Source organism: Janthinobacterium sp. LM6, from assembly GCF_002002885.1.
Taxonomy (GTDB): Bacteria; Pseudomonadota; Gammaproteobacteria; order Burkholderiales; family Burkholderiaceae_D; genus Janthinobacterium; species Janthinobacterium kumbetense.
In genome coordinates this window covers 6,141,696-6,163,886 of sequence record NZ_CP019510.1, presented here as the reverse complement: position 1 = coordinate 6,163,886, position 22,191 = coordinate 6,141,696, and the positions used below count along the sequence as shown (strand labels likewise).

General features: G+C 62.8%; 24 protein-coding genes. 10 read left to right on the top strand and 14 right to left on the bottom strand.

Annotation, left to right across the window (positions count from 1 at the left end; genetic code table 11):
- Positions 1 to 106: 106 nt before the first annotated feature.
- The 4 genes from BZG29_RS27110 to purB form a co-directional block, all read right to left on the bottom strand.
- On the bottom strand, positions 107 to 682 hold the full coding sequence (locus BZG29_RS27110) for a YceI family protein (RefSeq protein ID WP_077408818.1): 576 nt from the start codon (positions 680 to 682) through the stop codon (positions 107 to 109).
- A gap of 141 nt (positions 683 to 823) precedes the next feature.
- Positions 824 to 1,378 carry a YceI family protein gene (locus BZG29_RS27105; protein ID WP_034778891.1) on the bottom strand — a complete coding sequence of 185 codons (555 nt, stop codon included), beginning with the start codon at positions 1,376 to 1,378 and terminating at the stop codon, positions 824 to 826.
- A gap of 39 nt (positions 1,379 to 1,417) precedes the next feature.
- Positions 1,418 to 1,942, bottom strand: coding sequence for a cytochrome b (locus BZG29_RS27100; protein WP_046684510.1), 525 nt, complete (start codon positions 1,940 to 1,942; stop codon positions 1,418 to 1,420).
- Positions 1,943 to 2,128: 186 nt separating this feature from the next.
- Complete coding sequence (gene purB, locus BZG29_RS27095) at positions 2,129 to 3,508, bottom strand: adenylosuccinate lyase (protein WP_077408817.1); 1,380 nt, start codon at positions 3,506 to 3,508, stop codon at positions 2,129 to 2,131.
- A 277-nt stretch (positions 3,509 to 3,785) separates the two neighbouring features.
- On the opposite strand from purB, the gene BZG29_RS27090 reads away from it, so the two are divergent.
- Positions 3,786 to 4,400 (top strand): glutathione S-transferase N-terminal domain-containing protein, encoded by a 615-nt coding sequence (locus tag BZG29_RS27090; protein WP_077408816.1) that lies wholly within the window; start codon positions 3,786 to 3,788, stop codon positions 4,398 to 4,400.
- A 57-nt stretch (positions 4,401 to 4,457) separates the two neighbouring features.
- On the opposite strand, the gene bfr is transcribed toward BZG29_RS27090, so the two are convergent.
- Entirely contained in the window at positions 4,458 to 4,934 is a 477-nt protein-coding gene (gene bfr, locus BZG29_RS27085) for a bacterioferritin (protein WP_034745609.1), read from the bottom strand.
- A gap of 422 nt (positions 4,935 to 5,356) precedes the next feature.
- On the opposite strand from bfr, the gene BZG29_RS27080 reads away from it, so the two are divergent.
- The gene (locus BZG29_RS27080; protein WP_077408815.1) at positions 5,357 to 6,037 is read left to right on the top strand and encodes a Fe2+-dependent dioxygenase; all 681 of its coding nucleotides are present in this window, start codon (positions 5,357 to 5,359) and stop codon (positions 6,035 to 6,037) included.
- Between the two features lie 239 nt (positions 6,038 to 6,276).
- Here BZG29_RS27080 and BZG29_RS27075 read toward each other — a convergent pair whose 3' ends face one another.
- Positions 6,277 to 6,978, bottom strand: a complete 702-nt coding sequence (locus BZG29_RS27075; protein ID WP_077409313.1) for an energy transducer TonB — start codon at positions 6,976 to 6,978, stop codon at positions 6,277 to 6,279.
- Positions 6,979 to 6,995: 17 nt separating this feature from the next.
- Entirely contained in the window at positions 6,996 to 7,211 is a 216-nt protein-coding gene (locus tag BZG29_RS27070; RefSeq protein WP_034745611.1) for a (2Fe-2S)-binding protein, read from the bottom strand.
- Positions 7,212 to 7,623: 412 nt separating this feature from the next.
- On the opposite strand from BZG29_RS27070, the gene BZG29_RS27065 reads away from it, so the two are divergent.
- The 4 genes from BZG29_RS27065 (at position 7,624) to BZG29_RS28290 (ending at position 10,323) form a co-directional block, all read left to right on the top strand.
- A complete protein-coding gene (locus BZG29_RS27065; protein WP_077408814.1) occupies positions 7,624 to 7,908 on the top strand; it encodes a FeoA family protein in 285 nt (94 codons plus the stop codon).
- Between the two features lie 2 nt (positions 7,909 to 7,910).
- Positions 7,911 to 9,812 (top strand): ferrous iron transporter B, encoded by a 1,902-nt coding sequence (locus BZG29_RS27060; protein ID WP_077408813.1) that lies wholly within the window; start codon positions 7,911 to 7,913, stop codon positions 9,810 to 9,812.
- A gap of 9 nt (positions 9,813 to 9,821) precedes the next feature.
- Entirely contained in the window at positions 9,822 to 10,097 is a 276-nt protein-coding gene (locus BZG29_RS27055) for a hypothetical protein (protein WP_077408812.1), read from the top strand.
- Positions 10,098 to 10,161: 64 nt separating this feature from the next.
- The gene (locus BZG29_RS28290; protein WP_161784184.1) at positions 10,162 to 10,323 is read left to right on the top strand and encodes a hypothetical protein; all 162 of its coding nucleotides are present in this window, start codon (positions 10,162 to 10,164) and stop codon (positions 10,321 to 10,323) included.
- 35 nt (positions 10,324 to 10,358) lie between these two features.
- Here BZG29_RS28290 and BZG29_RS27050 read toward each other — a convergent pair whose 3' ends face one another.
- A complete protein-coding gene (locus BZG29_RS27050) occupies positions 10,359 to 11,279 on the bottom strand; it encodes an AraC family transcriptional regulator (protein WP_077408811.1) in 921 nt (306 codons plus the stop codon).
- A 128-nt stretch (positions 11,280 to 11,407) separates the two neighbouring features.
- Here BZG29_RS27050 and BZG29_RS27045 point away from each other — a divergent pair, with 128 nt between their 5' ends.
- Entirely contained in the window at positions 11,408 to 12,397 is a 990-nt protein-coding gene (locus tag BZG29_RS27045; protein WP_077408810.1) for an oxidoreductase, read from the top strand.
- A 45-nt stretch (positions 12,398 to 12,442) separates the two neighbouring features.
- Here BZG29_RS27045 and nagZ read toward each other — a convergent pair whose 3' ends face one another.
- From nagZ to BZG29_RS27025, 4 genes are all read right to left on the bottom strand, one after another.
- Positions 12,443 to 13,984, bottom strand: a complete 1,542-nt coding sequence (gene nagZ, locus BZG29_RS27040) for a beta-N-acetylhexosaminidase (protein WP_077408809.1) — start codon at positions 13,982 to 13,984, stop codon at positions 12,443 to 12,445.
- Positions 13,985 to 14,165: 181 nt separating this feature from the next.
- Positions 14,166 to 15,776, bottom strand: a complete 1,611-nt coding sequence (locus BZG29_RS27035; RefSeq protein WP_077408808.1) for an FMN-binding glutamate synthase family protein — start codon at positions 15,774 to 15,776, stop codon at positions 14,166 to 14,168.
- 223 nt (positions 15,777 to 15,999) lie between these two features.
- Entirely contained in the window at positions 16,000 to 17,010 is a 1,011-nt protein-coding gene (locus BZG29_RS27030) for a M48 family metallopeptidase (protein WP_077408807.1), read from the bottom strand.
- Positions 17,011 to 17,012: 2 nt separating this feature from the next.
- Positions 17,013 to 18,065: a YjgN family protein gene (locus BZG29_RS27025; RefSeq protein WP_253192724.1), complete on the bottom strand. Its 1,053-nt coding sequence runs from the start codon at positions 18,063 to 18,065 to the stop codon at positions 17,013 to 17,015.
- A 163-nt stretch (positions 18,066 to 18,228) separates the two neighbouring features.
- Here BZG29_RS27025 and BZG29_RS27020 point away from each other — a divergent pair, with 163 nt between their 5' ends.
- The 3 genes from BZG29_RS27020 (at position 18,229) to BZG29_RS27010 (ending at position 20,348) form a co-directional block, all read left to right on the top strand.
- Entirely contained in the window at positions 18,229 to 18,900 is a 672-nt protein-coding gene (locus tag BZG29_RS27020; RefSeq protein ID WP_077408805.1) for a glutathione S-transferase, read from the top strand.
- A 216-nt stretch (positions 18,901 to 19,116) separates the two neighbouring features.
- Positions 19,117 to 19,890 (top strand): 5'-3' exonuclease H3TH domain-containing protein, encoded by a 774-nt coding sequence (locus tag BZG29_RS27015; RefSeq protein ID WP_077408804.1) that lies wholly within the window; start codon positions 19,117 to 19,119, stop codon positions 19,888 to 19,890.
- Between the two features lie 50 nt (positions 19,891 to 19,940).
- Positions 19,941 to 20,348 (top strand): response regulator, encoded by a 408-nt coding sequence (locus tag BZG29_RS27010; RefSeq protein ID WP_077409312.1) that lies wholly within the window; start codon positions 19,941 to 19,943, stop codon positions 20,346 to 20,348.
- Here the strand turns inward: BZG29_RS27010 and mnmA are convergent.
- Together mnmA and BZG29_RS27000 are read right to left on the bottom strand one after the other, a co-directional pair.
- A complete protein-coding gene (gene mnmA, locus BZG29_RS27005) occupies positions 20,345 to 21,466 on the bottom strand; it encodes a tRNA 2-thiouridine(34) synthase MnmA (protein ID WP_077408803.1) in 1,122 nt (373 codons plus the stop codon). The two genes, BZG29_RS27010 and mnmA, sit on opposite strands and share 4 nt — an antisense overlap.
- A gap of 41 nt (positions 21,467 to 21,507) precedes the next feature.
- Positions 21,508 to 21,987, bottom strand: a complete 480-nt coding sequence (locus BZG29_RS27000; protein ID WP_034745637.1) for an NUDIX hydrolase — start codon at positions 21,985 to 21,987, stop codon at positions 21,508 to 21,510.
- Positions 21,988 to 22,191 lie beyond the last annotated feature (204 nt).

The window sequence follows — 22,191 nt, the reverse complement described above, 5'->3', positions numbered from 1 at the left end:
ATACTGATGCCGCACGATAGAAAAGTCCAGCGGATTCGCATGGCGCATGCAAAAGCCCGCCTGGCTGCGGGCAGCGAGGCGGGCTTGTCATGCGGCAACGCAGTGTTTAATCGGCCTTGATGGCTTCCACCTGGATGGCCAGCTTGACTTCCGGCGAGAACGCCGGCATGCCGTAGTTCAAGCCAAAGTCGCTGCGCTTGAATTCTGCCGTGGCATCGGCGCCGCACACTTCACGCTTGTAGCGCGGATGCATGATGCACTTGAACTTGCTCACGTTCAGCTTGACGGGCTTGGTCACGCCCAGCAGGGTCAGTTCGCCATCGACTTCCACCAGCTGTTCGCCGTTGAACTTGAGCGACTTGCTCTTGTAGGTGATTTCAGGGAATTTCTCGACGTTGAACATGTCCGCTTTCTTCGCGTGCGTGTTCATGGCGTCCAGGCCGAAGTCGATCGAATCGGCATCGATGACGAGGTCCAGGCTGCCCGCCTTGGCGGCGCGGTCCAGGGTGACCGTTCCCTTGGTCTTGTTGAACTTGCCACGCCACACGGACATGCCCATGTGATCGGCTTCGAAGCTGGGGAAGGTGTGCGTCGGGTCGAGGTTGTAGGTATCGGTAGCGGCCATGGCCGAACCCGCGCCGGCGGCTGCCAGCACGGCGATCATCAAGTGCTTAAGTTTCATCAATATCCTAAAAAGAATCGGTTGGTGGTGTGATTTGAATCAGTAACGGTTGAAAAACGTTCAGGGCCAGGCGCCTTGCCGCAGGCAGTACGCACGTACGGCCAGGCGAGAGCAACGCAGCCATGGACGTTTTCTCAGGTGTTACTGCGCGGCGACATGGAATTTGATGGTGACCTCGTCGGCAACCATGCTCGTGTCTTTCCACTCGCCTTCGCCGATGTTGTAGGTCAGGCGCTTGATCGGCAGGGCGCCGTCGAACGCATATTTGCCGCCGTCGGCTTTCACCGTCAGGGGGAAGGTCACGTCGGTGGTCTTGCCTTTGATGCTCAGCTTGCCGCTGACCGTCAGCTTGCCCGCGCCGGCGGCCTTGATGCTGCTCGAGACGAAGGTGGCTTTCGGGAACTGGGCCGCGTTGAACCATTCTTTCTTGGCCACTTCCTTGTTGTATTCCGGGTCGCCGATATCGATGCTGGCCGTCTCGATTTCCACCGATGCTTTCGACGCGTCCGGCGTGGCCGGGTTGTAATCGATGGCGATATTGAATTTCTTGAACTTCGCTTCCACGGGCACGTTCATTTGCTTGAACACGGCCGACACGCTGGTCTTGGCGGGATCGACTTTCAGCAGGGTGGCGGCGGTGGCGGCCACGGACAGGCCCAGCAGGGAAGCGAGGACGATGCGTTGGGTGGTTTTCATCTTGTTTTTTCCTGTGTTTCAGTGAGCAAGGGGAGGACGTTATGGCAGCATGCGTTTCAGCACGCCGTCACGGTCGATGAACTGGTGTTTCAGCGCCGCCAGCACATGGGCAGCCACGGCGGCGGCCATCGTCATGTTCAGAACATAATGAATCTCTTTTAAAAGTGGCTTAAGTTCCGGGTTCGGCGCCATGATGACGGGCAACTGGAACAGGCCCAGGTAGACCACGGGCACGCCGGCGGCCAGGGTGTACAGGTAGCCGGAGACGGGCACGGCGAAGATCAGGATATACAGCAGCACGTGCATGGCGTCGGCCGCCTTCTTTTGCCAGGCAACCATGCTGGCCGGGTGCGGTGGCGGCACGTTGGCCTTGCGCCACAGCAAACGGATGGCGGCGATGGCCAGCACGGTCACGCCCAGCCATTTATGCCACGAGAAATATTTGAGTTTGGTGGGCGTCAGGCCGGGAATATCGACCATGACCAGGCCCATGACGAAGGCGCTGATGATCAGCAGGGCGGTCAGCCAGTGCAGGATGATGGCGGTGGTGGTGTAGCGTTGCATCGACGGCTTTCTTGAAAGTAGTACGTATTAGGACTAATTCGGCCTAATATACCAAAGAAAAGCAAATTGCGCTGCGTGCTGCAGATTCTACAAGAAAGATTGCTGGAAAAACCGCGGGGCGGGCAGCATTTGTGTGCTGGCCGCCCCGCGGGAGTGGGATCGTGAGGATCCCCATGTGGAAACTGCTTAGATGGCTTTGGCCAATTGCGCGGCGATACCGATGTAGTTAGCCGGCGTCATGGTCAAGAGCACGTCCTTGGCATCCTGCGGAATGGCCAGGCCATTGACGAAGGTTTGCAGCGCTTCTTTCGAGATGCCCTTGCCGCGCGTCAGCTCTTTCAGCTGCTCGTACGGGTTTTCGATGCCGTAGCGGCGCATCACGGTTTGCACGGGCTCGGCCAGCACTTCCCACGTCGCGTCCAGGTCTTGTGCCAGGCGCGCGTGGTTCACTTCCAGCTTGTTCAGGCCGCGCAGGCAGCTGTCATAGGCCAGCAGGGTGTAACCGAGGCCCACGCCGATATTGCGCAGCACGGTCGAATCGGTCAGGTCGCGCTGCATGCGCGAGACGGGCAGTTTTTCCGACAGGTGTTTCAGCACGGCGTTGGCCAGGCCCAGGTTGCCTTCCGAGTTTTCGAAGTCGATCGGGTTGACCTTGTGCGGCATGGTCGAGGAACCGATTTCGCCCGCTTTCAGTTTTTGCTTGAAGTAGCCCAGCGACACGTACGTCCAGATGTCGCGGTTCAGGTCCAGCAAGATCGTGTTGGCGCGCGCGAAGGCGTCGAACAGTTCGGCCATGTAGTCGTGCGGCTCGATCTGGATGGTGTACGGGTTGAAGACCAGGCCCAGGCGCTGTTCGATGACGGCCTGCGAGAATGCCGGCCAGTCGAAGCCGGGGTAGGCCGACAGGTGGGCGTTGTAGTTGCCGACGGCGCCATTCATTTTGCCGAGGATTTCCACTTGTTCGATGCGTTTCACGGCGCGCTGCAAGCGGGCCACGACGTTGGCGAACTCCTTGCCCAGGGTGGTCGGGCTGGCCGTCTGGCCGTGCGTGCGCGACAGCATCGGCACGTCGGCATTGTCGTGCGCGATCTGCGTCAGCTTGGCCACCAGGCCGTTCAATGCCGGCAGCATCACGCCGTCGCGGGCCGCTTTCAGCATCATGCCGTGCGAAGTGTTGTTGATGTCTTCCGAGGTGCAGGCGAAATGGATGAATTCCGACGCCGCCACCAGTTCCGGCACGTCCGCCACTTGTTCCTTCAGCCAGTACTCGACGGCCTTGACGTCATGGTTGGTGACCGCTTCGATGGCCTTGATGCGGGCCGCGTCGGCTTCCGAGAAGTCGGCCGCCATTTTGTCGAGCAAGGCGTTCGCTTCCGCCGAAAACGGCTTGATTTCAGCGAAACCGGCTTGCGACAGCGCTTGCAACCAGGAAATTTCCACTTTCACGCGGTGGTGCATGAAACCGGCTTCGGACAGGATCGGGCGCAGCAGATCGGTCTTGCTGGCGTAGCGGCCATCGAGCGGAGACAGGGCCGACAGCGTGGAATACGGAGTAGTAGAAGTCATGAGAGCGGACGCAAGTTAAAGAAACGGTTGGCGTGTGGCGCGCGGGGAGGGCAGGGCTATTGCAATACAGCAACACTGACGGCGCCACAGTAAAGGGCGATTTTACCACCGCTGGCCGCTGGCCAGCCGTCCGTTGGCCGCCGGCGCAGCGCAATTTGGCCGAATCCGGCCCCGATGCGGCGTGCCTGCCACACACGAGGGGCCGCCGGGCGCGTGCTGCCAAACAGCGCTGCCGCCGATGCTATACTGCTTGCTGCTCCCTTACCTTAAAGTACCTATGAAACTGATCGGTTCCCTCGCCAGCCCGTATGTCCGCAAAGCCCGTATCGTGCTGGCGGAAAAAAAGCTCGACTATGTCTTCGAGCTGGAAAACGTGTGGGTGCCGGAAACCCGCATCGCCCAGGCCAATCCCCTGGGCAAGGTGCCCTGCCTGGTGATGGAGGATGGCAGCACCTTGATCGATTCGAAAGTCATCGTCGAATACCTCGACACGCTCACGCCCGTCTGTAAACTGCTGCCGGCCGGCGGCAATGGCCGCGAGCGGGCCGATATCAAGAACTGGGAAGCGCTGGCCGACGGCATTCTCGACGCGGGCGTGCTGGTGCGCCTGGAGCGCACGCAGCGTCCGTCCGAGCAGCAAAGCGCGGCCTGGATCGCGCGCCAGCTCGATAAAGTCACCCTGGGCCTGGCGGCGCTGGAAGCGCGCCTGGGCGAGAGTACGTATTGCGCCGGCAAGAACTACACGCTGGCCGACGTGGCCGTGGGCTGCACCCTGGGCTGGCTCAGCTTCCGCTTCCCGGAAATCGACTGGCGCGCCGATCACCCCGCGCTGGCGCGCCTGTTCGACAAACTGTCCGAGCGGCAATCGTTCAAGGACACCGTGCCGCAGTAAAGGCCCGGACGTAAAAAAACCGGCTGTTGCCGGTTTTTTTGCGCCTGACGAAGGAAATTACTCCTCAATCGCCATCTGGCTTTGCAGGTAGTTCTGGATGCCGACCTTGGCGATCAGGTCGATCTGCGTTTCCAGCCAGTCGATATGTTCTTCCGTGTCTTCCAGGATCATCAGGAACAGGTCGCGCGAGACGTAGTCGCCCGCTTTTTCGCTGATGGCGATGCCTTCCTTGACGGTGGCGTGCGCGGCGCGTTCCAGCTTCAAGTCGCATTCCAGCATTTCCGGCGTGTTCTCGCCGATCAGCAGCTTGTGCAGCGCTTGCAGGTTCGGCAGGCCGTCGAGCATCAGGATGCGGTCGATCAGCTTGTCGGCGTGTTTCATTTCGCCGATCGATTCTTCGTATTCCTTCTTGCCCAGCTTTTCCAGGCCCCAGTGCTTGTACATGCGCGCATGCAGGAAGTACTGGTTGATGGCCGACAGTTCGTTGGTGAGCTGTGCGTTGAGCATGCGGATGACTTCTTTATCGCCCTTCATGGGAATTCCTTTGTTCTGTGTCGCGTTCGATGATGAAACCGCAGGCTGCTGGCGTTCACTGCCGGGTGGCGCAGGGCTGCCTGGTGGCGCGCAGGTTGCCGGTTTCGCTATGCCCGCATGATAGCGCAAAATAGGAGCGATTTCGGGCGCTAAACGGCATTTTTCCGTCTTTTTAACGTAAATATCGTGCGAATAAAACCCATTCTCAAATGGATTGCCACATTTTTCCGTTTTTTATTTGTTAAGGAAAATGAAGGCCATTCTCATTCGCGTTCCCGTCACTATGTTGCCGCCGCAGGCGCGCCTGCATGGCCGTGCTGAAAAGGCGGGAAATGTTGGTCCGTTCTTGCTTTTGTGTCTTCTTGGCCGTTGCCGGCGATGCGATAATCAGGCAGCGATATTTACTGAAAAAGGATAGCAAGATGATGCTGCATATACCCGGCGTGCTGACGCCGGAACAGGTCACGCAGTTTCGCCAGCGCCTGGCGCAGACGGACTGGGTCGACGGGCGCGCCAGCGTCGGGGCGCAAGGCGCGCAAGTCAAGCGCAACCGCCAGCTGGCTGAAGGTTCGCCGCTGGCGCTGGAACTGGGCGAGATCGTCAGCCGCGCGCTGATGGCGAACCCGCTGTTCTTTTCCGCCGTACTGCCGCTGCGCATCCTGCCGCCGTTCTTCAACAGCTATGCGGGCGGCGAGCACTACGGCCTGCACATCGACGGCGCCATCCGCACGCCGAAAAACGGCATGCAGTCGATGCGCGCCGACGTCTCGTCGACCGTGTTTTTGAGCGAGCCGGACGAGTACGAAGGCGGCGAGCTGGTGGTGGTTGATGCGTATGGCACGCATGAAGTGAAACTGCCGGCCGGCGACGTGATCGTGTATCCGTCGAGCAGCGTGCATCAGGTGCTGCCCGTCACCAGCGGCGAGCGCATCTGCTCCTTCCTGTGGACGCAAAGCATGGTGCGCGAGGACTGGAAACGCAGCATGCTGTTTGAGCTCGATCAAAACATCCAGAGCGTGCGCGGCGAGCACGGCGATTCACCGGCGACGGTAGGCTTGACCGGGCATTATCATAATTTGCTGCGGATGTGGGCGGAGATGTAAAACTGGGGTTAAGAAGAAGAGAATACGGTTTTTTGCATGCTCTAACCCTAGACCTGAACGGCTGGGGGCAGACCCAAAGGGTCTGACCCCAAAAAAAAGTCTGCCTGGCCCGGGGATGTAGGCTGGCAGACTGAAACAAGCAGTTGCTTGACTGGTACAGAAAACAGGGCGCAAAAAAGCAAGCAGGGCACAGGGTGCGGTGCTTGCGGGCTGGCAGCGGCGCCGTGGCCGCCGGAAGGCTAGCTCAGTTGGAAGGTCAGCGGTACTAACACGTACACGGGAACAGGCTTGCCGTTTTCGATCATCGGCTTGAACAGCGCGCGCTGGGCGGCCTGGCGGCCCGCTTCATCGAGGTTGCCGTAGCCGGTCGATTTATGAATCAGGATTTGCTCGGGCAAGCCCTTTTCATTGATCAGGATGCGCAACACCACAGTGCCGCTTTCGCCCAGGCGGCGCGACAGATTCGGGTAGATCAGTTGCGGCGCCTTGATGTATTCGACGCTGCTGACGGTGCGCGGCGTCGACGGCGCCGGTGGCGTCGGCGACGGTGTCGATGGCGCTGTCGGCGCGGCGGTGGCAACCGGTGCCGCTTCGGCGCGCGTCGGCTGCGGCGGCGTGATCGTCGGTTCGCTCGGCGCCACGGCGATCAGCGGCAGCGGCGGGATCACGGCGCGCGGCACGGGGGCGCTCAATTCCACGGTTTTCGGTACCGACGGCGCCGGCGGCTTGGGCGGCGCCGGCGGGGCGATGATGCTGATGGTGGTGATGGTCGGCATGGCCGCCGTGACCACGCGGCTCAGCAGCCCGCTCTGGATGGCGTAAAAGCCGGCGATGTGCAGGACGACGATGGCCATCAGCGGCGCGAATTTGTTGCGCTTCTTGTCGAAGTCGGCAAATTGCTGCACGGCCTGCACCGTTACGGGCGGGGGCATCATCGTCATGGCGTTCATCGCTTTCTTTAGTTTGTCAGTACAGCTCGCATCAATACGGTTTCTTGCAGCGCCACGGTGGCGTTCAGGTGATCGTTCAGCACTTCCCGCGCGCAGGTGTGGCATTTGCCGCAGCAGGTGGCCACGCCCAGGTCGCGGCGCAGTTCGGCCATGCTGGACAGGCCAAGATCGACGGCTTGACGGATTTCACGATCAGATATGTTGTTGCAGACACATACAATCATTGATACACCTTCTGGCTGGAGGATGAACAGATACTAGTGCTGGAAAGCATTGTTGCTAGTGTTTTAATGAGAATCATTATCATTACGTTTCATTGTCGCGCAAAGCGGGGGACAATGCAAGTGATTTTGATCAAGTGTGCGGCAGTTGGCGGCCTGGCGCCGCAGCTTGACAGGCCATGTTTCCGAATGACGCAGCCCTTGATGGGGGCGGCTCTCCGGGCTAAATAAAAACTATTCGCATTCATGTTTATAATGCTGGTATTGTCTCGGACGGTCGCCGTCTGGACAGATTGAATGGCCGCTTGTCGGTAATGCGCAACAGTTGCGTTTTACCTCACAAACCTGGAACCGGTGCAAGGCGCCTTGCGCCGTCGCCGGTATCAGGTGTTCTTAATTTGAACGGAATTTGCTCATGACTCTAGTTCCACCCATGATGACGCTCGATGCGCTGGCAGTCGGCCAGAGCGGCACGGTGTTGCATATCACGCCCCATACGGCAGGACAGACGGAGGACGGCGTCGACCTGGCCCGCCGCTTGATGGAGCTGGGATTCGTTCCCGGCGAACGAATCCGCATGCTCAAGCGCGGCATTCCCGGCGGCGATCCGCTGGCCATCAAGGTCGGCAATGCCACGTTCGCACTGCGCCGCTTCGAAGCGGCGCTGATTACGATTCAACCGCTGCTTCAACCGGAATGACCATGGGTGCTGTCGAAACTATCGTGGATGCAGGCGTGCACAAGCCGTCGCATCAGCCACAAATTGCCTTGCTGGGCAATCCGAACTGCGGCAAGACCGCGCTGTTCAACCGTTTGACGGGCGCGCGCCAGAAAGTGGCGAACTACGCCGGCGTGACCATCGAGCGCAAGGAAGGCCATTTCACCTCGCCAGCCGGCAAGCCCGTGCGCCTGCTCGACCTGCCCGGCGCCTACAGCCTGTCGGCCACCACGCCCGATGAAGCCATCACGCGCGACGTGGTGGGCGGCCTGCGCCGCGGCGACCCGCGTCCGGACGCCATCATCTGCGTCGTCGACGCCACCAACCTGCGCCTGAATCTGCGCCTGGTGCTGGAAGTCAAGCGCCTGGGCCTGCCGATGCTGCTGGCCTTGAACATGACGGACGTGGCGCGCAAGCGCGGCATGCTGATCGACACGGTGAAACTGTCGCAGGAACTGGGCATGCCCGTGGTGGAAACCGTGGCGGTACAGCACGACGGCGAAAAAGCCCTGCTGGACGCCATCGACGCCATGCTGCCGCTGCCGGCCGTGGAAGCGAAACCGCTGGCGGCCATCGATGCCGTCAGCGTCGAAGAAACCCAGCGCGAAGTGCGCCGCATCCTGGCCGCCGTCAGCAATGACACGAGCGACAAGGGCAACCTGACGGAAAAGATCGACGACGTGGTGCTGCATCCCGTCTTCGGCCCCATCATCCTGGCCGTGCTGATGTTCCTGATCTTCCAGGCCGTGTTTGCCTGGGCCGCCACGCCGATGGAAATGATCACCGATGGCGTGGGCCACCTGGGCGCCGTGCTGACGGCGAACATGCCTGACGGTCACCTGAAAAGCCTGCTGGTGGAAGGCATCATCGGCGGCGTCGGCAGCGTGCTGGTGTTCCTGCCGCAGATCCTGATTTTGTTCTTCTTCATCCTGAGCCTGGAAGACTGCGGCTACCTGCCGCGCGCCGCCTTCCTGCTGGACCGCCTGATGGGCGGCGTGGGCCTGTCCGGCCGCGCCTTCATCCCGCTGCTGTCGAGCTTTGCCTGCGCCATTCCCGGCGTGATGGCGGCGCGCACCATCCAGAATCCGCGCGACCGCCTGGTCACCATCATGATCGCGCCGCTGATGACGTGTTCGGCGCGCCTGCCCGTGTATGCGCTGATCATCGCCGCCTTCATCCCGGAACGCCAGGTATGGGGCTATCTGAGCCTGCAAGGCCTGGTGCTGTTCGTGCTGTACTTCGCCGGCATCATCTCGGCCATGGCCGTGGCCTGGGTCATGAAGCGCGGCATGGGCGTGCGCGGCAACCAGCCGCTGATGCTGGAACTGCCGGCCTACCACTGGCCGCACCTGCGCAACCTGGCCGTCAGCCTGTGGGAGCGCGCGAAGATCTTCCTCACGCGCGTCGGCACCATCATCCTGAGCCTGATGATCATCCTGTGGTTCCTCAGCACCTTCCCCGGCCCGCCGGATAACGCCATCCATCCGCCGATCTACTACAGCCTGGCCGGCATCCTGGGCCGCGGCCTGGAAGTGATCTTCGCGCCGATCGGCTTCAACTGGCAGATCTGCATCGCGCTGGTGCCGGGCATGGCGGCGCGCGAAGTGGCCGTCGGCGCCCTGGGCACCGTGTACGCGCTGTCGCAAACGGGCGACGCGCTGGCCACCACGCTGGAGCCGCTGATCGCCCATTCGTGGTCGCTGGCCACCGCGCTGTCCTTGCTGGCCTGGTATGTGTTCGCGCCGCAGTGCCTGTCGACGCTCTCCGTGGTGAAACGCGAGACGGGCGGCTGGCGCTATCCGCTGCTGATGGCCGGCTACATGTTCGCGCTGGCGTATGCCGCCTCGTTCATCACGTACCGCGTCGCCCTGATGCTGGGCGCTTAGGAGAAAACCATGTGGCAAACCCTCATCGTCGCCCTGATCGTCGCAGCCGCGCTGCTGCATTTTTCGACCAAGTACCTGCCGGCGGGCGTGCGCCGCGCCATCGTGCGGGGCCTCGTGCGCTGCGGCCTCGATGAGGCGAAGATGTCGACCTTTTTCAAGGTGGCGCCGGGCTGCGGCAGCGGTTGCGGTTCCTGCGGCTCGTGCGACAGCCCGCCGCCGCCGTCAAACACGCCGCCAGCCGACGGCAGCAGCAAGCGCGTGATCCTGATGCAGGTGCAGCGCTAATTGCAGTGTAGCCACGGGCGCGCCCGTGGGCTACACTGGGCTTTCCGTATGGCAAGGAGTGGCAATGGCGATACTGTTGATCTTCATGTTTTTGTTTGCGGTCGCCACCTGGCTGCTGGCCAGCCGGCGCGGCCGCCACGGGGGACTCTGGTTCGGCATCGGCCTGTTCCTCGGACCGTTTGCCTTGCTGGCGGTAGCGGCCTTGCCGCCGGTGCCGGCGCGCTGACCTTGTATGATTAAAACCCGCAAGCGCGGGTTTTTTTACGCCTGCGCACCTGCGTGGCGCAGCCGGTACTGGCGCGGCGAGCAGGCCATGACGCGCTTGAAAGCATGGCTGAAGGCGCTGTCGGAATCGTAGCCCAGTGCCTGTGCGATCAAGGTGATGGGTGCGCTGCCGCCCTTCAGGCGCCGCGTGGCCAGGCGCATGCGCCAGCGCAGCAGATAGTCGAGCGGCGTCACGCCCACCCGCTTCTTGAAGTGCAAGGCAAAGGCGGAGCGCGACTGCCCCGCGACGGCGGCCAGCTGCGCCAAGGTCCAGCGCCGCGCCGGTTGCGCATGCATGGCCTCGATGGCGGCGCGCAGCCGTGGATCGGCCAGGGCGAACAGCCAGCCCACCGGGTGCGAGGCCTGCGCTTCAAGATACTGGCGCAGCATTTGCAGCAGCATCATGTGGCCAAGGTGGCGCGTCATCAGCGCCGCGCCGGGCGCCGTCGCCTGCAGTTCCTGCGCCAGCCGTTGCAAGGCCCAGTGCAGCACGCTGGCCTGGTCCGTATCGCCGCGCACGTGCAGCAGCGGCGGCAGGCAGTCGAGCAGGATGGCCGCTTCGTCGCCAAAGTGGAAGCGTCCGCCGATGAGGAAGAAATCGTGCTGCGGCGTGCCGTGGCGGGCCACGCCCTGTTGCGTGTGCCGGTACACTTCCAGCGCTGGCGCGGCCGGCAAGCCGGGCGTGCTGGCCAGGGTGAACGCGCGTCCCGGCGCCAGCAGGAAGCAGTCGCCCGTCTGCAGCGGCACGGGAGCGTCGATGCCCGCGACCGTCAGCCAGCAGCCGCCTTCGATCACGGCGTTGAACTTGATGCCGTCCGGCGGCGGAAAGTCGATGGCCCACTCGCCGCCCGCCTTCAGGCCGGCAAAGTAGGAGCTGCGCGTATCAAACAGCGAGAGTACATTGGAGAGCAAATCCATGGTGGCGGCAATTTTGGACGATGGCGATAGTAATGAAGATTTTACGCCATTCCCCGTCCAGAACAGCCCGCGCAAAATAAGCATGTCGCCAGCCATCCCGCGCTGGTCACCCACATGCAGAGGCAGACATGACATACGGCGATCACAGGCAAATTCCCCTTCATTCCGGCTTCGGCGCGGCCACGACCGCCAGCGAGGTGCTGGCCGGCAGCGACCTGTCCGGCGTGCAGGCCATCGTCACGGGCGGCGCGTCGGGCCTGGGGCGGGAAACGGTGCGCGTGCTGGCTGGTGCCGGCGCCAGGGTGCTCGTCCCGGCGCGCGACCAGCATCAGGCGCAAGCGGCCCTGGCCGGCATGGCCGGCGTGGAGGTCGCCGCGCTCGACCTGCTCGATCCGCAATCGATCGACGCCTTTGCCGCCGCCTTTCTTGCCACCGGCCGCACCTTGCACCTGCTGGTGAACGGCGCCGGCATCATGGCCACGCCCCTGCTGCGCGATGCGCGCGGCTACGAGGCGCAGTTCGCGACGAATCACCTGGGGCATTTCCAGTTGACGGCGCGCCTGTGGCCCGCCTTGCGGCAGGTGCAGGGCGCGCGCGTGGCGTGCGTGTCGTCGCTGGGACACCGGCAGGCAGGCGTCGACCTGGACGACCCGCATTTTCTGCGCCAGCCGTACGACAAATGGCGCGCGTACGCGCAGTCGAAAAGCGCCAATGCCCTGTTTGCCGTGGAACTGGACCGGCGCGGTGCGGCGCACGGCGTGCGCGCCTTCTCGCTGCATCCGGGGGCCATCCTGACGCCGCTGGTGCGCCACCTGGACCAGGATGATTTGCGCAGGGTGGGAGCGCTTGACGATGCGGGCCACGTGAATCCGCCGCCGCAGTCGGGTTTCAAGAACGTGGCGCAGGGCGCCGCCACCGCCGTCTGGTGTGCCAACAGCGCGCAGCTTGACGGCATGGGCGGCGTGTATTGCGAGGATTGCGATATCGCTATCCTGGTGCCTGACGACAGCACGGGGCCGGGCGTGCGGCGCTGGGCCATCGATCCCGGGAAGGCGCGCCGGCTATGGACGCTGAGCGAACAGATGACGGGCGTGCGTTTCGATTGCGACGCGGCATAAAAAATGCCGGGCAAGGCCCGGCATGTGCAGGAGGGCAGCGTGGCTTTACGCCTTGCCGGCCAGTTTTTCCACCACGGGCACCAGCGCGGCCGGGCGGCAGCCGAAGGCGGCCAGGCGGCCTTGCGCATTCGGCGCCAGGTCCAGGTCGTAGGGCAAACGGCCCGCCACCAGCCACAGTTTATCGTGCGGCAGGGCGTCGACGAGGCGGCGCTGGCCGTCGACGAACATGGCGTTATACGTTTGCAGCACGATCTGTTGCGCGCCTTGCGCAAAATCAATGGCAGCCGCCACTTCTTCGTCCAGCGCTTCGGCCGATAGGGCGTATTCGCGCACGTCCAGGCCCGCTTCGAGCAGCGCCGGCAGCATCGAGCTGCGCGCTTCCTTGTTGCGGCCCAGCGCCACTTCGTCGATTTCGCTGCGCGAACGCACTTCCACCGTCAGCAGGGTCACGGGCAGGCCCGCGTCGAGCGGGCGGTAATCGCCCTGCACGCGCAAGGCGGCCTTTTGCAGCAGCTGCGACAGGGCCATGGCGGCCGGCTGCATCAGCGCCGGCGGAGCGACGGGGCGAGCACGCCAGTCGCGCACGGCGCGGTTGCGTTTGAGTTCAGCCACGCGCGCGCAAGCGGCGTCGATGCGGTCGATGGCGATGTCGCCGCGCTGCACGGCGTCGATGACGGCGTCGATGGCGGCCGTCTGCTGCGCTTCGCGGTGCGAGATGAGGACGATGTCGGCGCCCGCCTGCAGGGTGGCGATGGCGCCCTGGGCGATGCCGATGCCGTCGGCGATGGCCGCCATTTCCAGGCAATCGGTGATGACGACGCCCTTGTATTGCATTTCACCGCGCAGCAGGTCCGTCAGCACGCCCTTCGACAGGGTGGCCGGCACGCTGGCGTCGGACTCGAAGGCGGGGAAGACCACGTGCGCCGTCATGATGGCGTCCACGCCGCCGGCAATGGCGGCGCGGAACGGCGCCAGTTCCACGGCGTGCAGGCGTTCCTTGTCGTGCGGGACCAGGGCCATGGCGTAATGCGTGTCGATGGCCGTGTCGCCGTGGCCGGGGAAGTGCTTGGCGGTGACGGCCATGCCGCTGGCGCGCTGGCCGCGCATGGCCGCCATGCCGTAGTCGATGACAGTGGCGGCATCTTCGCCATACGCGCGCACGCCGATGACGGGGTTGTTGCGGTTGTTGTTCACGTCCAGCACGGGCGCGAGCAGCAGGTTGATGCCCACCTGGCGCATTTCATCGCCGCTGATCTGGTTCATGCGTTCGCAGTCGTCGATGGAGCCGGCCGCCTGGAAGGCCATCGCCGCAGGAATCGGCGTGACGCCCTGCTCGATGCGCATGACCATGCCGCCTTCCTGGTCGATGGAAATCAAGAGCGGAATGTCGGACACTTCCGCGTTGATCTCCTGCAGCTCGCGGCACAGGGCGGACACTTGCGCGGGCGTGTGCACGTTGCGGCGGAACAGGATCACGCCGCCCACCTTCTTGTCGCGTATCAAGGTCTTGATATGCTCGTCCGCCTGCAGGGCGTCGAAGCCCACCATGAACAGCTGTCCTACTTTTTCGCGCAAACCCTGCTCCATGCTGCAACTCCTCCGGTATGTATTGTGACGACGGCATACGTATTCTGGCACCGTGGTGGCGCATCGTGGCGGTCACCGGACAAGCTGCCTTGGTTTTGTACTTGTTTTGGTATTGTATTGGATTTGGGTTTTTGCGCAAGTGGTTATTAAGTGGTATTGCTCCACTTGCGCAAACACTGTCTCAATCGAGGCGCTGGAACGAAGCCGATTGCGCCTTCGGCCAGTACAGGCCGAACACGGGCGGCAGTTGCGGCAGCTGGCTCGGGTCGAGCAGCTGGCCCGCTTCCAGGAAGGGCAGCAGGGCCGAGGCCAGTTTCACCTGGTTCGGCGAGATGCGCCGCACCAGGTGGTGCGGGCGCAGTTCCTGCGGATGCGCCAGGCCGGCGGCGGCGATCAGTTCGGCCAGCGCCTTCATGGTGTTCTGGTGGAAGTGCGCCACGCGGGAGATCTTGTCCGACACCACCAGCGCGCGCTGGCGCTGCGGGTCTTGCGTGGCCACGCCCGTGGGGCAGCGGTCCGTGTGGCAGCTTTGCGACTGGATGCAGCCCAGTGCGAACATGAAGCCGCGCGCCGAATTGCACCAGTCGGCGCCCAGCGCCAGCAAGCGGGCGATGTCGAAGGCCGTGATGATCTTGCCCGAGCAGCCGATCTTGATTCTGTCGCGCAGGTTGGCGCCCACCAGGGTGTTATGCACGAGCACCAGCGCTTCCTGCAGCGGCGTGCCCACGTGGTCCGTGAATTCCAGGGGCGCCGCGCCCGTGCCGCCTTCGCTGCCGTCGACGACGATGAAGTCGGGCGTGATGCCCGTTTCCAGCATGGCTTTCACGATGGCGAAAAATTCCCACGGGTGGCCGATGGCCAGCTTGAAGCCCGTCGGCTTGCCGCCCGACAGGGTGCGCAGGCGGTCGATGAAGCGCAGCATTTCCAGCGGCGTGGAAAAGGCGCTGTGCGCGGCCGGCGAGACGCAATCCTCGCCCACCATCACGCCGCGCGTGGTGGCGATTTCGATGGTCACTTTCGGGCCAGGCAGCACGCCGCCGTGGCCCGGCTTGGCGCCCTGCGACATTTTCAGCTCGATCATTTTCACCTGCTCCGAGCTGGCGTTGGCGATGAAGCGCTCTTCCGAAAACGTGCCGTCCTGGTTGCGGCAGCCGAAGTAGCCGGAGCCGATTTCCCATACCAGGTCGCCGCCGTTTTCGCGGTGGTAGGGGCTGATGCTGCCTTCGCCCGTGTCGTGCATGAAACCGCCGCTGCGCGCGCCGCCGTTCAGGGCCAGGATGGCGTTGGCCGACAGGGCGCCAAAGCTCATCGCCGAGATATTGAAGACGCTGGCCGAATACGGCTTTGCGCGCGGGCAGTCCGGATGGTTGCCGATCTCGATGCGGAAGTCGTGGCCCGTCACCTTGGCGGGAGCGATGGAGTGGTTGATCCATTCATAGCCCGCTTCGTACACGTCGAGCTGGGTGCCGAACGGGCGCTTGTCCGTCTGCTCCTTGGCGCGCTGGTAGACGATGCTGCGCTGGCTGCGCGAAAACGGCGTCGCCTCGCTGTCGCTTTCCAGAAAATACTGGCGGATCTCGGGGCGGATGCTCTCAAAAAAGAAGCGGAAATGCGCGAGGATGGGGTAGTTGCGGCGCAGGGCGCGCTTCGTTTGCAGCAGGTCGCTGATGCCGACCAGGGTCAGGGCGCCGGCCAGCACGGGCAGCCAGTAATGATCGTAGTAGAACAGGGACAGGACAAAGATGGCTGCCGTCGCAATGAAGGTCAGGTAGCGAAATGGTACTAGGTGCATGGGCACTCCGGGGAAGTCAGACTGATACTGCTGAGTGTACCGGTGATTTGTGGATCTTGCTGAATGGGAAAGTGTACGCTTGGAGCGACGTTATCCACACATGCGACACCTGACAAAACCGTAGCGAGCGGCAGTGATTTGTGGCCGAGAAGCGCAACCGTACTTTAGTACGGTGAGCATCGCCGGCCGCAAAGCGCGACGCGCAGTAGGTTTGGTCAGGTGTTCACCGCTGTGCGGCGCGGATGCGCTCGACCCGCTCGGCACTGGCCGGATGGCTCGACAGATACGGCGTGCCCTCGTCCAGCTTGCCCAGCGCGACAAACACCTGCGCCAGGTGTTCCAGCGCGATGCCGTTCTGGCGCAGCATGGCGATCGCGTAATCGTCCGCGTCGCGCTCGACGTCGCGCGAATACTTCAGGTCCAGCAGCATCGGCGGCAGGGTCGCCACCACCGTCGACACGTCGCCGAACAGCAGCGCGGCGCCGGCGCCCACGGCCGAAGTCTGGATGATGCGTCGCGTCAGGTGACGCTGCTGCAAATGTCCCAGCTCATGCGCCAGCACGCCCATGATGGCCTGGTCGTCCGGCAGCAGTTCGATCATTTCGTCGGTCAGCACGATGTCGCCGGATGGCAGGGCAAACGCGTTCGGGCCGATCTTGCTCTTGCGAAACACGATGCGGTGCTCGGGCGTGCTGTCGCCGGGCGTGGCCAGGCGCGCGAACTGGGCGCGCAAGGCTTGCTGGCGCGCGCCATCGAGCTGGCTGGGCGCGAATACATGGCGGTCCAGCATGTCGAGCACGCCCTGGCCCAGCTGCCGTTCGACCGACTGCGGCAGGGTGTACGCGATGCCCTTGGCCGCCAGCGGCAGCAGGTATTGATAGCTGAGCCACAGGGCCACGATGGTGGCCACGGTGGCCAGCAGGGCGCCGCGCCAGCTTTGCTGCAGCCGCACCACCCAGCCGTCGCGGTGGCCCGTGTCGTGCAGCATGTCGTTGAAGGCCGCCTGGTCGGCGATCTCCAGGTAGGCGCCATCGGCAAAGCTGACCTTGCGCACGGCGTGGCGGCTGCGTTCTGACACGTGCAGTTCGCCCAGCGGGCAGCTGCGCTCGATGTCGCCGGCCAGCACGGCCTGGCCATCGCGCACGCTGAGCGTGACGTGGTACAGGCGCGAGGTCTGGCCGTCGAAATAGCGGGCGGCCAGCGCGGCATAGTCTTCCTGCGTGGTGGCGTTCATGCTTACATCGACAGGTCGAAGTCCAGCAGGTCGGCCATGCCTTCGCCCGTGGCCGACACTTGCTGGCCCGTGGCGGCGACAAACTCGTCCAGGCTGCCATGCACCAGCATCGAGGTCGCTTCCAGGCGGTATTTCAGCCAGCGCACGTGGGCGAATGGCGTAAACAGGCCCAGGGTGACGACGATGCCCAGCAGGTTGCTCAGCATGATGAAGGTGGTGCGGCCCCACGTCAGCTGCGACTGGAACTGGTGCTGCTGCAAGCGCGTATGGTTCCAGATGAGGTTCTGGATCATGGTCAGGAACAGCGGCAGCACGGTGAAGGCCCACAGGTACAAGGCGCCGATGGCAAACAGCAGGCTGCCAATCTTGGTCTTGTCATTCGCATTGGCCGCGAACGAGGCGAACACGCTGCCGAAGACGACGAAAATCAGGAGCAGCAGCCCGCCCAGCAGCAGCGCGAAGAACAGCAAATAGGTCTTGTAGAAGCTGCCGACCGTGGCGTCAAAGCTGAAATGGGTGGCGCCGAAACGGCTTTGCGTGTGCTGGAAGCGTTTCAGGCGCTGATGCAGGAAAGGCGTCATCAAGCCTGCCGTGAAGGTATTCAGGATGGGCAGCCACAGGAAGTACTTGTAGGCTTCCCTGGCGCTGCCGTCGAAACCGAAGCGGATGCCGCGGTAGCTGGTGTTGTACAGCTTGAACTGCAGGCTTTTCCATACCAGCCAGGGCAGGATGGCGGCCAGCAGCACGAACATCAGCAAGCCCACGAGGGGCGCAACTTTCAGGGCGATGTTGTAGCCGGCAATCAGCACGACGGCCACGATGCGGCCCTTCAGGATGGCGATGGCGTTGCCATGGTATTCGAAGCTGCCGCCCGCCAGGTGGGTGCTCGAATAGAAATAGCGGTTGCGGCGCACCTTGGCCCAGGCGGAATAAATGCCCAGGGTGACGATGCTCAGCAGCAGGTTGACGATCCAGATACGGAAGTATTCGCTGCCGGTGGCGCTGAAGGTGATGGCTTCTTGTCTGGGAGTAGTGTTGTTTGCGTCGAAATCCACAGGGGTTTCCTTACTTATTGGAAACAAAACAAGATAAGGGATTATTGAAAAGTTATCAATTGAAAATACTGTTTTTCGCAATTTTTTCGTCGATTCGCTTGCGCTGACCCGATCCGGCCGTCCCCGGCTATACTGAAACTCAACCATTGTTACCGGGAAAACCATGATCGTCGTCCACCATCTGAACAACTCGCGCTCGCAGCGCGTGCTCTGGCTGCTCGAGGAATTGGGCCTCGACTATGAGGTCAAGCGCTACCAGCGCGACCCGAAGACCATGCTGGCGCCCGCTTCGCTGAAGGCCGTGCATCCGCTGGGCAAGTCGCCCGTGATCACGGATGGCGCCAACACCATCGCCGAATCGGGCGCCATCATCGACTACCTGGTCGAGCGCTACGGCAATGGCCGCTTGATACCGGCGGCGGGCACGCCCGACAAGCTGCGCTGGACCTACTGGCTGCATTTCGCGGAAGGCTCTGCCATGCCGCCGCTGCTGATGAAGCTGGTGTTCGACAAGGTCGAAGCGTCGCCGATGCCGTTTTTCGTCAAACCGATTGCGCGCGGCATCGCCGGCAAGGTCAAGAGCAGCTTCATCCTGCCCAATATCAACAGCCAGCTGGCCTACATGGAAGCGGAACTGGAACAAACCAAATGGTTTGCCGGCAATGAATTCACGGCGGCCGACATCCAGATGAGCTTTCCGCTGGAAGCGGCGGCCATGCGCGGCGGACTCGACGAGCGCCTGCCGAAGCTGACGGCCTTCCTGCAGCGCATCCACGCGCGGCCCGCGTATCAACGTGCCCTGGAGCGTGGCGGCCCCTACGATTTCGCCAAATGAGAACGCCTAACCAAACCTACTGCGCGTCGCGACTTGCGGCCTGCGATGCTCACCGTACTTGAGTACGGTTGCGCTTCTTAGCCACAATTCACTTCCGCTCGCTACGGTTTTGTTAGGCGTTGTTACGCCGCGTAAAACCTGCCAAGCGGAATTCGCGGGGAATAGTGCTCGCTCCATACGGTAAAATGCCCGATTCAACCAGTATTTACTTACCGCATGGCCAGACTCCTCGCTATCGACGGCTTGAATATCGTACGCCGCGTCTACGAAGCCAGTCCTGAACCCGATTCCGACCTGAAGGCGGAGATCGCGCTGCGCCATGCGCTGTCGTCGTTCCGCACCCTCATCAACGATCACGAGCCGACGCACATCCTGCCGGCCTTCGACTTTGGCGGCCCGACCTGGCGCCACGCCCTGTATGCCGGTTACCGCGAGGGGCGCCAGCCCATGCCGCAGGTGCTGCGCGACGCCTTGCCCGGCTTTTACGCCACGCTGGCCAGCTTCGGCATGCACGTGGTCAGCATTCCCGAGGTCGAGGCCGACGACGTGATCGGCACGGCCGTCATGCGCTGGCTGCACGAGGGGCGCGGCGCGGCCGTCATCGCCACCACCGACAAGGATTTGCACGGCTTGATCGCCCACGGCGCGCTCGTGTGGGACCACTTCAAGGGCATCTGGCACGACCACGCCTGGGTCGAGAAGAAGTTCGGCGTGCCGCCGGAACTGCTGCCCGACCTGCTGGCGCTGATGGGCGACGTCACCGACAGCATCCCCGGCGTGTCGAAGATCGGCCTGAAGACGGGCGCGAAACTGTTGCGCGCCTACGGCAATATCGATGCCGTGATGGCCGGCGCGGGCATTTTGCCGGGCGCGCTGGGCGAAAGCCTGCGAAAAGAGCGGGAAATACTGTATCTTTCAAGAAAGTTAGTGGCGCTGAAAACGGATGTCACGTTAGGCGTGACCTGGAACAAGCTCGTGTGGGAAAAATAGAGCTCTTTTGGCCAGAACACGGAATAAATCAAGCAAGGAAAGTAATCATGATGTTAAAGACAGTCCTGATCGATAGCAGCGCCGTGGCGCGCGGCCTGCTGAACACGGTCCTGACCGATGGCGGCTACGATGTCTGCGGGCAGACGCATACCAGCGCGCTGGGGCTGGCGCTGCTGGTCAAGCACCACCCGCATTTCGTGTGCATCGCGCGCGAACAGGTGGAAGACGGGACCAATGTGGTGCAGACCATCCGCGCCCAGTATCCGAAGACGCTCATTTTCATGGTCTCGGGCGGCATCGACGCCGCTTCGCTGCAGGCGGCCCACGCCATGGGCGTGTCGGGTTTCATCGTGAAACCGTTCATGGCCGACACGGTCCTGAAAACCGTGCGCAATACCGTCATTGCCATGGTGCGCAAGCAGCAGGCGCTGGCCGCTGCCGCGCAAGGCAATTCCTAGACGCCGCTCAGGCCTGTGGCGCTGGCGATGATGCCGCCGCCGAGGCACACGTCGCCGTCGTACAGCACGGCCGACTGGCCCGGCGTGACGGCCCATTGCGCCTGGTCAAACGCCAGGCTGAACAGTTCATTCCCGTCCGGCAGCAACTGGCAAGCCACGTCGGCCTGGCGGTAGCGCGTCTTGGCGCTCAAGGCGCCGGCCTGCGGCGCGTTGCCTGCCACCCAGCTGGCCTGGTCGGCCGTCAAGGATGGCGACAGCAGCCACGGGTGGTCATGGCCCTGCACCACCCACAGGGTGTTGTTGGCGATATCCTTGCGCGCCACATACCAGGCGTCGCTGCTGCCATCGGCATTCTGGTACGACTTCACGCCGCCGATGCCGATGCCCTTGCGCTGGCCCAGGGTATAAAAACTCAGACCCACGTGTTCGCCCACGGTCTTGCCGTCCGCCGTCTTCATGGGACCCGGCTTGTACGACAGGTAGCGGTTCAAAAATTCGCGGAACGGGCGTTCGCCGATGAAGCAGATGCCCGTCGAATCCTTCTTTTGCGCGTTCGGCAGGGCCAGTTTCTCGGCGATCTGGCGCACTTGCGTCTTCGGGATTTCACCGAGCGGGAACAAGGTCTTGGACAGCTGCGCCTGGTTCAAACGGTGCAGGAAGTAGCTTTGATCCTTGCTGGCGTCGACGGCTTTCAGCAGCTCGTAGCGGCCCGCATCGGTCGGCGCCTGGCGCACGCGCGCATAGTGGCCCGTGGCAATCAGGTCGGCGCCCAGGGTCATGGCGTGGTCGAGGAAGGCCTTGAACTTGATTTCGGCGTTGCACAGCACGTCCGGGTTCGGCGTGCGGCCGGCCTGGTATTCGCGCAAAAAATCGGCGAACACGCGGTCCTTGTATTCGGAGGCGAAATTGACGGCTTCGATATCGACGCCGATGACGTCGGCCACGCTGGCCGCGTCGATCCAGTCCTGGCGCGTGGAGCAGTATTCCGAATCGTCGTCATCTTCCCAGTTTTTCATGAACAGGCCGATGACTTCATAGCCTTGTTCCTTCAGCATCCATGCCGCGACCGAGGAATCGACCCCGCCCGACATGCCGATAACGACTTTCTTCTTGCTCATCTTGCTTTCCAGTTACTTTAATAATATGGCAATGCGTATTGCTATGCGCTATTGAAAACGGACGCATGCGTGTGCAGCAGGGCCAGCGGCGCGCGCCGGCCGGCCAGGTATTCGTCCACGCACTGCAGCACCAGCGGGCTGCGGTGGCGTTCCTGGCACGCCGCCAGCTCGTCGCGCGTCATCCACAGGGTGCGGATGATGCCTTCGTCCAGCGGGCGGTCATGTTCGGCGCCGGCCGTGCCGCAAAAGGTGAAGCGCAAATAGGTCACGTCCTCGCCCGTGCGCAGTGACTGATAGCGCGACATGTACATGCCGACCAGTGCCGTGGGGATGAAATCGTAGGCCGCTTCTTCCAGCGTTTCGCGGATCACCGCCTGTTCCAGCGACTCGAACGGGTCGAGGTGACCGGCCGGTTGATTGATCTTGATGCCTTCGCTGGTCTCTTCTTCAATCAGTAAAAACAGGCCGTCGCGCTCGACGATGGCGGCAACGGTGACAGAGGGTTTCCAGATTCTCGGCATGATTCCATCCTTGAAAGAGCCGACATTTTATCTTGTTCTGCGCGCGCGGTTTGAACCCGGCCTTCTGTTGCGCGGACATATTGATAAATGACAACGTTTTAGCAAATAGCGGTGGGAGGTACTTACGTCTTTCCCGGGGAGCACACTAGCATGGGGGCTTAGGCGGCAAGATGGCAGGAAACGCCCGCTAATATAGGCTTTCCC